Below are 13,899 nucleotides of genomic sequence, written 5' to 3'. Positions count from 1 at the left end.
GAGCAGGCAGGTCCGCGATGCAATGGATAAAGAAAAACCGACGCTTCCGCATACGCGTCCTGTTTCTGCAATTGGCCATCGTGCTGATCACGCTGTTGGCGGTGTCGGTGATCGTGATGCGTGTCGAGATCAACCGGGTGGAGAACAACGCGTTTTCCCGTGTAGCCACGGTGGCCGAGGAAACCGCCCAGCTGGCTCCTATCGGCAGCGCGCTGGCCGAGGATCCGGCAAACGCGGCCAAGGTGGTTGCCCCGTTGGCCCATCTGGCCGAGTCGGTATCGGGCGTGGATTACGTGACCATTGCCGACTTGAATGGCATCCGCGTCGCCCACCCCGACCCCGAGGCCATCGGCCAGCCGGTATCTTCCGATCATGAAACCATCCGCCGTGGCGAGACCTTCAGGGGCGTCGAAGAAGGGCCCTTGGGGGTCACCCTGCGGGTCAAGCAGCCCGTCTATGAGAATGGGGAAATCGTCGGCACCATTTCCGTGGGCATCCTCCAAAGCAAGGTGCGTGCCAGCCTCGTTGATGTCGTCTGGGCCTTCGCACCCTGGATTGTTCTGGCCGTAGCCATCGGCAGCCTCGCGGCCGCCTTGGTGGAACGGGCCATCCGCAGGATCTACCGCGTCGATCCAGAAGAAGTCGATTCGCTGAAGCAGGCGCAGCAGGCCGTGCTCTACTCAGTCAGCGATGGCGTGCTGGGCGTGGATGGCACCGGCCGGCTCTCGTTGGTCAACGATGAAGCGCGGCGGTTGCTTGAGCTTCCCGAAAATGCCGTGGGCCAGCAGGTCGAAGAGGTCCTGGACCAAAGCCTCGTGGACCTGCTGCGCAGCGACTCCCCCAAGGCCGAATCGGTGCAGAATGTGCTCTCCGGGGAACGCGTGCTGATCGCCAACCGCCGCGAGGCGATGCTGGGGCCGAAGAATTACGGACGCACGCTGACGCTGACCGACCATACCGAGCTGGAAGATACCTTGCGCGAGCTGCGCGGACAGAAATCCCTGACCGATACGCTGCGCGCGCAGGCGCACGAATTCACCAACCGCCTGCACCTGCTCTCGGGACTGATGTCCATTGGCGAATACGAGGAAGCCAAGGAGCATATCCAGCGCTTCACCGGTGCTCGCGGCGAGCATCCGGAAATGCACCTGGGCGACCCCACCCTCTCAGCGCTCTTCATTGCCAAGCAGGCGGTGGCCGGCGAAGCCGGGGTCCGGCTGGAGCTGCATCCGTTCTCCGCTGTGGCGCCCGGAAGCGCAATTGACGACGATGCCATCACCGTCACCTCGAACCTGCTGGCCAACGCCATCGAGGCCGCCGGGGATGGCGGCGAGGTGTCCTTGCAATTAAATGCAGGGCCGACCGGCGTTCGCATCGCAGTGAGCGATTCCGGCCCGGGCATCAAGGAAGGCGATGCAGCCCGCCTCGTGCAGCTCGGCGTCAGCAGCAAAACCGGGACCCAGAGCGCAATCCACGGACGGGGCATCGGCTTGGCCCTGGTTGACCGCATCCGCATCCGGCGCGAGGGCGTGCTCAAGTTCGGATCTAGCGATCTAGGCGGTGCCGAAGTCATCGCCGCGTGGCCTCCGGCGAAGCGACCTAAGGTTAAGCAGAGCGCTTCCATCCCCCTGCAAGGAGATTATTTCAATGATTAAGACACTCGTGGTCGATGACGACTTCGCAGTGGCCGGGCTGCACCGCCGCTACCTGCAGGGCATGGAGCATTTTGAAGTGGTCGGCGTGCTGGAGCGCGGAGCCGGCGTAGTCCCCTTCGTCCAGTCCGGCGAAGTAGACCTGATCCTGTTGGATGTTCATCTGCCGGATCTGACAGGCCTCGAGGTCTTGGCACAGTTGCGCGCGGCTGGTTCCGACGCGCACGTCATCATGATTACGGCCAACAATGAACGTGATGCGGTGCGCCAAGCGGTAGGCCATGGTGTCGAAGACTATCTGGTCAAGCCCTTTACCGTGGATGAGTTCAAGCAGCGCCTGGCGCTCTACGCCCAGCGCGTTTTGGAGCAGCCCGAAGAAGCGGAGAGGCCGGACGAGCGGATCGATGAACTGGGTCAGGCCGAGATCGACCAGTTGCTCAAGGCCGCCAGCGGACGCGGGGACGCGAAATCCGCTGAAGTCCTCGAGCTTTCCCCCGGGGCCGTTACCGGCATGCAGACCGAGCGCCTGCCCAAGGGCTTCACTGCCCCCACGATGGCACTCGTTGGCGAAGCGCTGCGCAGCGCTCCGGGCCAGCCGGATGGCACCTTGTCCTCATTGGAGGTTGCCGAAATCTGCGGAATCTCGCGGGTCAGCGCCCGGCGCTACCTGGACTTCCTGGTCCAGGCGGGCAAGGCCCAGTTGCGCCCGCGCTACGGTTCGGCAGGCCGTCCAGAACACCGCTACTCGTGGGTCAAGTAACTCTTCTGCACTCTACTGGCTTTTAATGCACATTAGTGTATACACTAATTTCGGATCCACGTTTTCCCACGTTCTTCATTTCCGAAAGGTCATCCCATGACAACCAATGTTCAGGAAACCAGTGCCAACGTCGCAGACGTCATTGTGGTCGGCGGTGGCAACGCCGCCTTCACCGCAGCGCATGCAGCAGTGACCCGCGGCCGCAAGGTCTTGCTCCTGGAGAAGGCTCCTCGCGACCAGTTCGGCGGCAACAGCTACTACACCGCAGGTGCGACGCGCATTGCGCACAACGGCTTGGAAGATTTGCAGGATCTGGTTGAATTCGATGAGCGCCACCCGGTCTCAGAAGTTCCTCCCTACACCGCGGCCGACTACGCCGGCGACATCACTAAGGTGACCGAGGGCCGCAACGACAAGGAAATGACCGAGGTCTTGGTCAAGGAAGCGGCTCCCGGGCTGCGCTGGCTCAAGTCCCTTGGGCTGAAGTACCGCCTGATGTACGAACGCCAGGCTTACGAGACTCCGGAGGGCGGCTACCTGTTCTGGGGCGGCCTGCACGTGGGCAACGTGGACGGCGGCGAAGGCCTGATGAAGGACCACCTCGCAGTCGCCGAGAAGCTGGGCACCGAAGTCCGCTTCGAGCAGGATGTCTACGGCTTGATCGTGGAAAACGGCAAGGTCGTGGGCGTCAAGGTCCGCGCCAACGGCGAGGAGCAGGAACTGCGCGCCGAGTCGGTCATCCTCGGTGCCGGCGGCTTCGAATCCAGCCCGAAGTGGCGCCAGGAGCACCTGGGCGAAGGCTGGCAGAACGCCAAGGTCCGCGGCACCCCATTCAATAATGGCGAGATGCTGGCCGCCGGCCTGGAGATCGGCGCCGCTAAGGGCGGGGACTGGAGCACCTGCCACTCGGTGCAGTGGGACGCACTGACCCCGAACAACGAATCCAATCGCGAGCTGACCAACCGCCTCACTCGCCAGTCCTATCCGCTGGGCATCATCGTGAACAACCGCGGAGAGCGCTTCCTGGACGAAGGCGCCGACTTCCGCAACCTGACCTACGCCAAGTACGGCAAGGTCATCCTGCAGCAGCCGGATTCCATCGCCTACCAGGTCTTCGATGCCTCGCTGCGCCCGATGCTGCGCGCCGAAGAGTACGAAATGCCTGAGATCTCCGAGGTCATCGCGGACACCATCGAGGAATTGGCGCAGAAGATCAACGTGGATCCGGCGGCACTGTCCAAGACCGTCTCGGAATTCAATGCGTCCATCGATACCTCCATCGCCTACGACCCGAATGTGCTGGATGGACGCGCCGCGAAGGTGACTCCACCGAAGAGCAACTGGGCCAACCCCATCGAGACTGGACCGTTCTACGCCTACCCGGTCACTTGCGGCATCACCTTCACCTTCGGTGGATTGAAGGGCAACACCGACGGCCAGGTGCTGAACGAGGATGGCGAGATCATCCCAGGCCTGTTCGTCTGCGGAGAGATGCTCGGCGGGCTGTTCTCGGCCAACTACCCAGGCGGGTCCGGCCTGGCAGCAGGTGTGGTCTTCGGCCGTCGTGCCGGTAACCTTGCCTAAGAACTAATTGCTCTTGTTCCGCCGGTACGCCTGTACCGGCGGAACAACAGTTTTACCCGCTAGCCAGCATTAGACGAGAATGGGAATCATGGCCAAGCTCGATTCGGATTCAATCCATGCCCAGCTCAAGGACGACTTGCTGCAAGGGGCATTCCAGCCCGGAGACGCCCTGCGCGAAGTTGCCTTGGCCGAACGCTTTGGAGTCTCCCGCACCCCGGTGCGCGAAGCCTTGACCCGACTGCTGCATGAAGGGTTGCTGGAGCGCCGTGCCCGTGGACTTTTCGTCAAGGAAATTGACCCCGAGCAGATCATGCAGGTCTACGACCTGCGCATTCTGCTGGAAGGCCAGGCCGCGCAGGAAGCCGCCTCGGTGCGCACCGAAGTGGACCTGATGCGCCTGCAGGCGTTGGTTGACCGGGACCGCTCACTTGCCGAGCCGGATGATGCCACCCGTTTGGCCACCAACATCGAATTCCACCGCGCGCTCTGGCGCGCTGCGCATAATCCGGTACTCGAAGATCTGCTCGAGCGCCTGGCCACCCACCAGATCCATGCCCCATCATCCACGCTGTCCATCGGCTCGCGCTGGACCGAATCCCTGGACGAGCACCAGCTCATTGTGAATCACGTCCGCGAGCGCGACAGCACGAAGGCAAGTGAGCTCATCCAGGACCATATGGCCACCGCCAAAGCAATGCGATTGAAGATGTTCGCCAACCTGATGCACTAGCGCACAGTGATCGAATCGATGGCCTCGCGAGCTTCCTTTGCCAGCTGCTGCGGCATCGGCGCGCTCTTGGCCGAGTCAGCCGCCGTCTTCTGCCCCTGATCACTGACCACGTACTGCCCGAAGGTCTTGACCAGTTCCACGGTCCGCGGATCCTCATAACCACTGCAGAACAGCAGGTAGGAGACCAGCACCATCGGGTACGCGCCTTCAGCGGTGGTCTTCCGGTCAAGTTCCAGGGCGATATCGTGCTCCCCTCGTCCTTCCACACGCTCGGATTCGGCCACGGCCTTGGCCGCGGCTTCCCCGCTGACGGCCACGAATTCATCTCCGACCTTCAGCTTCACCTTGCCCAGCGACTGATCCACCAGCGAATCGTCGGCGTAGGTGACCGCTCCGACAGCGCGGGTCACGGTGGTCACCACACCGGCATTGCCCTGGGCTTTCTCCAGGCCAGTGGCATCCGGCCAGCCGCCATCGGGCTCATGGGTCCATACCTCGGGAACCACGCTATGCAGGTATTCGGTGAAATTCTCCGTGGTGCCCGAGTCATCGGCACGGGCCACCCCGGTTACCGGGATATCCGGCAGCTGAACCTCGGGGTTCAGCTTGGCGATGGCAGGGTCCTGCCAGGAACGGATCTCGCCGGAGAAGATCCGGGCGATCGTTTCGGCATCCATATTCAATTCCTTGATACCCGGCAGGTTGAAGGCGATGCTGATCGGGGAAATATATGCCGGAATATTGATCGCGCCCTGCGGCCCGCAGGTTTCGATGGAACGCTGGACTTCCTCGTCCTTCAGATACGCATCGGATCCGGCGAACTCGGTACCGCCAGCCAGCAGTCCTGCGCGTCCGGCGCCGGATCCCACCGAAGCGTATTGCACCTGAACCTTGGGGTGCAGGGTGGAGAATTCGGTGCTCCAGGCATTCATGGCCGAGTTCTGCGCGGTGGATCCGCCTCCGGTCAGGGTGCCTTCCAGGTTGGAGGTATTCGCTTCGGCGGCCTTGCGCTGCTCCTCCCCCAACGGATAATCCGAACCGCAGCCCGAGAGCAGCAAGGCCAAGCCAAGGCTGGAAGCGGTGATTGCTCCTGCCCGGCGGGCAAGTGAATGACGGGCAAAGCGGGTGGGGCGCACAACAGCTCCTGGATCATCGGGGTGCATTTCAACTAGTTCGTAAACTCCAGTCAAACATCATCCCAACATTTTTGCGCTTCTCAAACCCGTCGGCACCTATCCCACCGCATTCCCAACCGCTCACGCTCGTCCGGGTGATTTGCCTCGCCGCAAAAGCTTAAGTGATAATGATTCTCATTATGACTTATGTGGATTCCCCATCGGCCGGCCCGCCTGGCGCCCAGCAACCGCCTGCTCCGGTGTTCCGCCTGCGCAACGCACGCCTGGGACTGCGCGCGGAGAACCGCGCACTGCTTGAAATCGAGGAGTTCACGCTTCTTCCCGGCGAGCGCGTGGTCATCACCGGCCCCTCGGGTGCTGGCAAGTCGCTGCTGCTGTCCATGATCACCGGACACTGGGCACCCGGATTGGAATTCTCCGGCACCCGCGTTGCCGGCTCGCCCCGCATTGGCTGCATACCGCAACGCGGCCAAGATGCCCTGCACCCCCTGCTGCCGCTGGGACGGCAGCTTCGCAAGGCCACCAGCGCAAGCACGCAGCAGGTTGCCAGCACGCTGGACGCCGTGGGACTTGGTGATCCGTCATTGCTCGCACGGCGTCCCGCTGAATTATCCGGAAGGCAGGCGCAACGCGCCGCCATAGCGCTGGCAGTGCTCAGCCAGGCCCCGGTGATCATTGCCGATGAACCAACCAGCGCACTTGATGACCGCTCCCGCGATCTGGTCCTCGACCTACTGGGTACGGTCCTGGATGAACGGCAGGCACTGGTGCTGTCCACCCATGACGCGGCCGCAGCCCGGGCACTGGCCACCCGGCACCTCGTTCTGGACTCCGGAAAGATCGCCAGTGCCAGTCCCAGTGCGAGCGCACCGCGCGGGGAACGAGTTCCAGCTTGAGCATCCCCGCACTGGAAGCATCCAACCTCAGCGCACGGCGCGGGCACGGCGAAGCCCGCCGGCTGGTCCTGGATCCCATTGGATTCACGCTGGCGCGGGGCGAAGCCGTGGCCATCACCGGGCCCTCCGGCGCCGGCAAATCCACCCTGGCCGACATCGTGCTGGGCCTGGGGCTGCCGGACTCCGGGGAGATCCGGGTGCTGGGCGAGCCGTGGAGCACACCGAAACGCAGCCATGCGGCGGCACGCCGCCGGCTGGTCCAGGGCGTGCCGCAGGATCCCGCCGCCGCCTTCGTGCCGCGCTGGAGCATCCGCACGTCGCTGCAGCACGCCATCACCCGGCTGTTCCCCTCCGCCCACCCGGCAACGCTCATTGCCCAGGCCGCCGAGCTGGCCCAGTTCGACCCCGGGCTGCTGGACCGCCGCCCGCATCAGCTCTCCGGCGGGCAGCTGCAGCGGGCCGCGCTGGCCCGCGCCGTGGCGGTGAAGCCGTGCGTGCTCGTGGCTGATGAACCGACCAGCGCCCTGGATCCTGGCACCGCCCAGGCCGTTGCCGGCCAGCTGCTCTCCACCGCCGCAGCTTCAGGCATTGCCCTGCTGCTGATCACCCATGACCCGCAGCTGGCGGCGTACTGCGCGCGCACCATCAGCATCCAACCGCCCGCCCAATAAGCCACCTGACCGCTCCCTTATCTTCCAAGGACACCGCACCCATGAATCGACTCCGCAAGAAAACACTGGCCTTGCTCGCCATCCCGCTGGCCGGGACGCTGGCCCTCAGCGGCTGCTTCTCCGCAGCGGCCGAGCAGGCCGGCAGCACTGGCCGCATCTCCGTGGCCCACATGCAGCCTCCCCGCTCCGGGCTCAGCCCGCTCAGCGATGACGCGTTCAAGCTCTCGCGCTGGTCCACCGCCGAAACCCTGGTCACCCTCGATGAGTCCGGGGATGCCCAGCCGGCCTTGGCAACCAGCTGGGAACGCATCGATGACCTGGTCTGGGAATTCTCCATCCGGAAGGGCGTCACGTTCCATAACGGGCAGCCGCTGGGTGCTGCGTCGGTGGCGAACTCCCTGCAGCGGGCCATCGATTCCACCCCGGTGCCGCGCATCCTGAACGGCACCGCGCTGGACGTGGAGGTGCTCGGGGAGCACGGGCTGCGGATCACCACCGCGGATCCCGACCCGCTGCTGCCCCAGCGGCTCTCCAGCCCGCAGCTGGCCATCTTCGCGCCCGAGGCCTACACCGACAGCGGGGTTGACCCGGCAGGCCACGGCACCGGCCCGTTCCAGATCACGGCCGTGGACGGGATGTCCGGGGCCACGCTGGATCGCTACGAGGATTATTGGGGAGACAAGGCCGCGGCTGCCGGCATCGACGTGAAGTTCGTGCCCGATGGCACCGCGCGCACCGCCGCGCTGCGCACCGGGGAAGCGGATATCGTCGAGGCCATCCCGGCCGGCCAGGCCGCCTCGGTGGATCAGGAGCTGCTCACCGAAGTGCCGATGCCGCGCACCAATACGCTGTACCTGAACACCGCCAAGGGGCCTTTCGCCGACCCGGCGGTGCGCGCCGCGGCCCGCGAGGCCATTGACCGGGCCGCCATCATCCAGTCCGTGTACGAGAACCGGGCGGACCGCGCCGACGGCCTGCTCGGCCCGGCCCTGCCCTACGCCGCCGGCCTGCGCGAAACGGAAGAATACCGGCAGCTGCTGGCCCAGCGCGCCGAACCCGCGCAGGTCCAGGACGTGGAGATCACCCTGGGAACCTTCACCGACCGCGCCGAACTGCCGGAAGTCGCGGTGATCCTCCAGCAGCAGCTGGAAGCTGCCGGATTCATCGTGAAGCAGGATGTGCGCGAGTACCAGTACATCGAAGCCGATGCGCTGGACGGGGCCTTCGATGCCTTCATCCTTTCCCGCGCCACCGTGCTGGATTCCGGGGATCCGGTGGCGTACTTCGCTTCGGACTTCACCTGCGAGGGCGGCTTCGCCATCGCCCAGCTCTGCGACAAGGACGTGGAGCAAGCCATCGACCGGGCCGCGCAAAACGATGCCGGGGCCAAGCGCCAGCAGCAGATCATGCTCGCCGAGGCCCGCATCCTGGGCACCGACGCGGCCATCCCGCTGCTGCATGAACGGGTGATCCAGGGCGAGAGCCCTGCCGTGCACGATGCCGCGCAGGATCCGCGCGAACGCGAGCTGGTCACCGCGCAGACCCGCCTGGGCAGCGAGTAGGGGCCGGGCTGCCGATGAACTGGTTCTCCCGCCGCAGGCGGCGCATCGCCTGGGCGTCCTTCGCCTCCTGCCTGCTCAGCGCGCTGGCGCTGCTGCTGGTGGCCGGCGCCCTGCCCTGGCTTTCGCGCACCGATCCGGCCGCGGCGGTGCTCCGTGCCCGCTATGCCGAACTGGAACCCACCGCACAGGCTCTGGCCGCCGTGCGCGCGCAGCTGGGCCTTGACCGCGGACCGCTGGCCACCAGCTGGCACTGGTGGTCCGGGGTGCTGCACGGGGATCTGGGCAGCTCCTGGGTCAGCGGGGCGCCGATCGCACCCGGAGCCTGGCGGGCCCTGTCGGTCTCCGCCACGCTCACCGCCTTCGCCGTCCTGGTGGCGCTGGCCGTGGCCTTTGCCCTGGTGCTGCCGGCGGCGTTGCGCGTGCTGCGCAACCAGCGGCAGTCCGGGTCCGGTCCGCTGGGCGTGGCGCTGACCTCGTTGCCGGAATTCCTGCTGGCCAGCATGCTGCTGGTGCTGGTGGCGGTGCAGCTGCAATGGCTGCCGCCCTATGGGTGGACCGGGCTGGAAACCGCAATCCTGCCCGCGCTGGCGCTGGGCATCCCGGCCGGCGGGTTGCTGGGCCGGCTGCTGGCGGATGCCATTGCCGCGGTGGCCGGCGAACGCTGGGTCGGGATCTGGCACCTGGCCGGGGCGCCGGCGCCGGCCATCCTTTCCGGGGTGCTGCGCCGGGCCGCGGCCGCGGTCATCGACCAGCTTGGCCTGGCGTTCATCGGATTGCTCGGCGGCGCGGTGGCCGTGGAGCAGGTCTTCGCGATCCCCGGGCTCGGCCGCTACTTGCTCGGGGCCGCCAATGCGCAGGACATTCCCGCGTTGCAGGCCGGCCTGCTGCTGATGGCGGCCTCGGCCGTGCTGATCGGGGCGCTCACCGCGGCGGCTCGGCGCACGCTGCGCAGAGGCGCCCTGCCGCCCGGGTCGCTGCCTGCCCCGCCCGAGGCCCGCGGCACCGGCAGGATCCAGCGCTGGACCGCGGGGATCACCTGCGCCGCGCTGCTGGCCATCCTGGCTTCCGGGTTGCCGCGCGATCCCTATGCCATTGCATTCGGGCGGCTGCAGGCCCCGGAACCGGGCCTGCCTTTCGGCGCGGATGCCAGCGGCAGGGATCTGCTGGCACGGGTAGCCCACGGAACCCTGGGCACGGTGGGACCGGCACTGCTGATCGTGGCCGGCGCGATCCTGCTCGGCCTGCTGCTCGCGGCGGCAGGCGAGATCTCGCGCGGACCGGCGGTAATTGCCAACGCGACGCCGCCGATTCTTGCCGGGGTCGTCATCGCGGCCCTGGTGGGCCCATCGGTGGGCGGTGCCGCGCTGGCCGTGCTCTGGGTGAGCTGGCCGCCGCTGGCTACCCATGCGGCCTCGCTACTTGATGAGGCGCGGGCCATGCCGCATATCCGCTGGCTTCCGCTCTCGGGGGTGCCGCGGAGCAGGATCTGGATCCAGCATTTGCTGCCGGCGGTGATTCCCGCATTGCTGCGGCATGGGATGCTGCGGCTGCCCGGGGTGGCTTTGGCCTTGGCTGCCCTGGGATTCCTCGGGCTCGGGGCGCAGCCGCCCACCCCAGAGTGGGGGCTGCTGCTGGCCGAAGGCATCGGCTACGTCGAGCGGGCTCCGTTCACAGCCATCGCCCCGGCTGCCGCACTGGTGCTGACCTCCGTGTGCGCTGTGGCGCTCGCCGGGATTCCTGTGCCACGGCGTGCCGGTTCCCGCGGCCCTTCGAAGAAGCCGGAGGCGCAGTCCGGGAGCTCCCAGGTGCTGGTGAGCTGAACGGCGGGACTACCGTCCGGCCGCCAGTTCGCTGTTGCCGTGCAGCGTTCCGGTGGACATCCCAAGGCTCACCGGCTGCGGCGAACTGCAGCAGCCGCTGGATTCGGCAGGCTCGGCCGGTTCCGTTCCGCAGGAGTTTTCGCTGGCCGGAGCGTCGCAGGAGCCGCCCAGATCCGTTGAGCAAACACCTGTTTCCGGCAGCTCCAGTTCCACCCGGCCGGCCGCCTCCGCATCACCGGAGAGGGCGGCGGCAATGGAGCGCACCTGCTCGTAGCCGGTAGCCATCAGAAACGTCGGGGCCCGCCCATAGCTCTTCATGCCAACGATGTAGAAGTCCTTTTCCGGGTGCGCCAGTTCCTTGGCGCCGTGCGCGCTGACCGTTCCGCAGCTGTGGAACTCCGGATCGATCAACGAACCGAGCTGGCGCGGGGCCTCGACGCATTCGTCCAGCTCCAGGCGCAGTTCGGAAAGCATCTGCAGATCGGGGCGGAAACCGGTGGCGGCGATAATGCGGTCAACGGCCAGCTCGCGGCCATCAGCCAGCACGACTGCCAGCTGCTCCCCTGCGTTCATCGACGCGACGGAGACATTCTCCAGCAGTTCCACGTGGCCGTTTTCCACCAGCCGGCGCAGCGAGGTGCCCAGCTGGCCCCGGGCCGGAAGCTGGTCGGACGCTCCGCCGCCGTAGAGCCGGATCGGGTTGGCTTCCCCGCGCAGGCCCCAGCGGATGCGGGTATCCGGATACTGCTTCTGCAACCGGCCCAGGGCGATAATGGTGTTCGCCGCCGAATGCCCGGCGCCGAGCACCAGCAGGTCCTTGCCTGCCAGCTCGTGCTCATCAGCGCCCAGCGGATCGGGCAACCCGCTGATGATGAAACCCTGTTCGCACGCTTCGGCTTCGCCAATCGCCTCGATGCCGCCCCGGCCAACCGGGCTTGGCTGGTTCCAGGTGCCGCTGGCGTCAACTACGGCGCGGCCGAGCAGATCCACCAGGCCGCCAGGGGTTTCGGTGCGCACCAAAAACGGTGCGTCGTCGCGGTTCGCGGTGCGGGCCTTGTCGGCGCCGCGGCCGTCGGCCAGCACGCGGCTGATCTTCACCACGCGGTGGCTGTAGCGGATGCGTGGCGCCAGTTCCGGGTGGACTGCCAGCGGCTGCAGGTACTGGCTGACCAGTTCCGCGCCGGTGGGCAGTTTGGTGATCCGCGGCGCTTCCCAATCCCCTGCGTATCCTTCGTTGGGGGTTTCCAGCAGCCGTCGGGAAGCGGCATCGATATTGAAGCGCCATGGGGAGAAGAGCTTGATATGGGACCACTGGGCAATGGCGGCGCCGGCGCTGTCCCCGGCTTCCAGGACGAGCACGTCCTGCCCGCGCTCGCGCAGGTGGGCTGCGGTGGCCAGCCCGATGGGGCCGGCGCCGATGACGATCACTGGAAGGTTCTGGTTCATGGCGTTCTCCTTGGCTGCTGGATTCCGGGGGGGCGGGTGGCGCTTAGCTGGCTGGCAGCAGTTCGGCGATGAGCCGCTCTATCCGGGTGCGGATTTCATCGCGGATCGGGCGCACGCCATCGATGCCCTGGCCTGCAGGGTCCTCCAGCTTCCAGTCCTCGTAGCGCTTGCCCGGGAAGAATGGGCAGGCGTCTCCGCAGCCCATGGTGATCACCACATCGGAGTCCTGCACCGCTTCGGTGGTCAGCACCTTGGGAATTTCCGCCGACATGTCGATGCCGACTTCCTTCATGGCCTCGACCGCCGCGGGGTTAACCGAATCAGCGGGAGCCGAGCCGGCCGAGCGGACCTCGATCCGCCCTTCGGACAGGTGGTAGAGGAAGGCCGCGGCCATCTGGGAGCGTCCGGCGTTGTGCACGCAGACAAAGAGAACTGAAGGCTTCTCGGTTGCAGTCATGGTTATTTTCCTCAGGCAGAAGTTGTGACGGTGCTGGATGCGGGGAAGAATTTCCGGGTCCACAGGGCGACATAGACCAAGGCGACCAGGATCGGCACCTCGATCAGCGGGCCGACCACGCCGGCCAGGGCCTGTCCGCTGGTGGCGCCGAAGGTGGCGATGGCCACCGCAATGGCCAGCTCGAAGTTGTTCCCGGCCGCGGTGAAGGCCAAGGTGGTGGTGCGCGGGTACCCCAGCTTCAGCCAGTGGCCAATGAGCATGCCGGCGCCGAAGACCACCACGAAGTAGACCAGCAGCGGGATCGCCATGCGCAGCACATCCAGCGGCTTGGAGATGATGTTGTCCCCCTGCAGCGCGAAGAGCAGGACAATGGTGAACAGCAATCCGTACAGCGCCCACGGGCCGATCTTCGGCAGGAATTTGCCCTCGTACCAGTCGCGGCCCTTGGCCTTTTCGCCCAGCGTGCGGGTCAGGTAGCCGGCCACCAGCGGGATGCCCAGGAAGACCAGCACCGAGGCGGTGATCGCGGCGATGGAGAATTGCGCGCTGGTGGTTTCCAGTCCCAGCCAGGAAGGCAGCACCTGCAGGTAGAACCAGCCCAGGGCACCGAAGGCGATGACCTGGAATACCGAGTTGATGGCCACCAGCACGGCGGCCGCTTCGCGGTCCCCGCAGGCCAGGTCATTCCAGATGAACACCATGGCGATGCAGCGGGCCAGCCCCACGATGATCAGCCCGGTGCGGTATTCCGGCAGCTCGGCCAGGAAGATCCAGGCCAGCACGAACATGAATGCCGGGGCGAGGATCCAGTTGATCACCAGCGAGGTGACCATCAGTTTCTTGTCGGCCAGCACGCGGCCGGTTTCGTTGTAGCGCACCTTGGCCAGCACCGGATACATCATGACCAGCAGGCCGATGGCGATGGGCACCGACACCCCGGCCACGGTGAAGCGGTCCAGCAAGGCGCCGAGCTGCGGGAAGATGCGGCCCAGGCCCAGGCCGACGGCCATGGCGAGCAGGATCCACAAGACCAGGTAGCGGTCCAGGAAGGAAAGTTTGGCCGCCACGGGGGCCGTGTCTAGCGCAGGGGCAGGTGCCACTGAATCATCACTCCAAGAATAGACATCGACGATTATCGATGTTTTGAGTATGATGAAACATATCGACGTTTGTCAATCTCTAGCG

12 protein-coding genes are annotated in these 13,899 nt (G+C 66.0%); 8 read left to right on the top strand and 4 right to left on the bottom strand.

The genetic code is table 11. From position 1 onward, the window contains the following. The first annotated feature begins 80 nt into the window (after nucleotides 1–80). From ANI01nite_RS03775 to ANI01nite_RS03760, 4 genes are all read left to right on the top strand, one after another. Nucleotides 81–1,655, top strand: coding sequence for a sensor histidine kinase (locus ANI01nite_RS03775; protein ID WP_170214559.1), 1,575 nt, complete (start codon nucleotides 81–83; stop codon nucleotides 1,653–1,655). Continuing rightward, on the top strand, nucleotides 1,648–2,412 hold the full coding sequence (locus ANI01nite_RS03770; RefSeq protein WP_141356134.1) for a response regulator: 765 nt from the start codon (nucleotides 1,648–1,650) through the stop codon (nucleotides 2,410–2,412). Before ANI01nite_RS03775 ends, ANI01nite_RS03770 begins: the two co-directional genes overlap by 8 nt. Before the next feature lie 96 nt (nucleotides 2,413–2,508). Continuing rightward, nucleotides 2,509–3,996: an FAD-dependent tricarballylate dehydrogenase TcuA gene (gene tcuA, locus ANI01nite_RS03765; protein WP_141356132.1), complete on the top strand. Its 1,488-nt coding sequence runs from the start codon at nucleotides 2,509–2,511 to the stop codon at nucleotides 3,994–3,996. 88 nt (nucleotides 3,997–4,084) lie between these two features. Next, nucleotides 4,085–4,726 (top strand): GntR family transcriptional regulator, encoded by a 642-nt coding sequence (locus ANI01nite_RS03760; RefSeq protein ID WP_255314390.1) that lies wholly within the window; start codon nucleotides 4,085–4,087, stop codon nucleotides 4,724–4,726. Here ANI01nite_RS03760 and pstS read toward each other — a convergent pair. Further along, on the bottom strand, nucleotides 4,723–5,862 hold the full coding sequence (gene pstS / locus ANI01nite_RS03755; RefSeq protein ID WP_255314389.1) for a phosphate ABC transporter substrate-binding protein PstS: 1,140 nt from the start codon (nucleotides 5,860–5,862) through the stop codon (nucleotides 4,723–4,725). The two genes, ANI01nite_RS03760 and pstS, sit on opposite strands and share 4 nt — an antisense overlap. A 179-nt stretch (nucleotides 5,863–6,041) precedes the next feature. Between pstS and ANI01nite_RS03750 the strand changes: the two genes are divergently transcribed. From ANI01nite_RS03750 to ANI01nite_RS03735, 4 genes are read left to right on the top strand one after another with little or no spacing between them, the layout of a single operon-like run. Further along, nucleotides 6,042–6,758, top strand: a complete 717-nt coding sequence (locus ANI01nite_RS03750; protein ID WP_141356130.1) for an ATP-binding cassette domain-containing protein — start codon at nucleotides 6,042–6,044, stop codon at nucleotides 6,756–6,758. Then, nucleotides 6,755–7,429: an ATP-binding cassette domain-containing protein gene (locus ANI01nite_RS03745; RefSeq protein WP_141356128.1), complete on the top strand. Its 675-nt coding sequence runs from the start codon at nucleotides 6,755–6,757 to the stop codon at nucleotides 7,427–7,429. Before ANI01nite_RS03750 ends, ANI01nite_RS03745 begins: the two co-directional genes overlap by 4 nt. A 41-nt stretch (nucleotides 7,430–7,470) precedes the next feature. Then, nucleotides 7,471–8,991 carry an ABC transporter substrate-binding protein gene (locus ANI01nite_RS03740; RefSeq protein ID WP_141356126.1) on the top strand — a complete coding sequence of 507 codons (1,521 nt, stop codon included), beginning with the start codon at nucleotides 7,471–7,473 and terminating at the stop codon, nucleotides 8,989–8,991. A 14-nt stretch (nucleotides 8,992–9,005) separates the two neighbouring features. Further along, nucleotides 9,006–10,811, top strand: coding sequence for an ABC transporter permease subunit (locus ANI01nite_RS03735; protein WP_141356124.1), 1,806 nt, complete (start codon nucleotides 9,006–9,008; stop codon nucleotides 10,809–10,811). A gap of 9 nt (nucleotides 10,812–10,820) precedes the next feature. Here ANI01nite_RS03735 and ANI01nite_RS03730 read toward each other — a convergent pair whose 3' ends face one another. The 3 genes from ANI01nite_RS03730 to arsB are packed head-to-tail and all read right to left on the bottom strand — an operon-like array spanning nucleotide 10,821 to nucleotide 13,781. Beyond that, nucleotides 10,821–12,257, bottom strand: coding sequence for an FAD-dependent oxidoreductase (locus tag ANI01nite_RS03730; RefSeq protein WP_141356122.1), 1,437 nt, complete (start codon nucleotides 12,255–12,257; stop codon nucleotides 10,821–10,823). A gap of 43 nt (nucleotides 12,258–12,300) precedes the next feature. Continuing rightward, nucleotides 12,301–12,714, bottom strand: coding sequence for an arsenate reductase ArsC (locus tag ANI01nite_RS03725; RefSeq protein ID WP_141356120.1), 414 nt, complete (start codon nucleotides 12,712–12,714; stop codon nucleotides 12,301–12,303). An 11-nt stretch (nucleotides 12,715–12,725) separates the two neighbouring features. Continuing rightward, nucleotides 12,726–13,781 (bottom strand): ACR3 family arsenite efflux transporter, encoded by a 1,056-nt coding sequence (gene arsB / locus ANI01nite_RS03720; protein WP_255314388.1) that lies wholly within the window; start codon nucleotides 13,779–13,781, stop codon nucleotides 12,726–12,728. Nucleotides 13,782–13,899: the final 118 nt, after the last annotated feature.

Source organism: Glutamicibacter nicotianae, assembly GCF_006539525.1.
Classification (GTDB): domain Bacteria; phylum Actinomycetota; class Actinomycetes; order Actinomycetales; family Micrococcaceae; genus Glutamicibacter; species Glutamicibacter nicotianae.
This window is presented reverse-complemented; position numbering and strand designations above follow the sequence as displayed.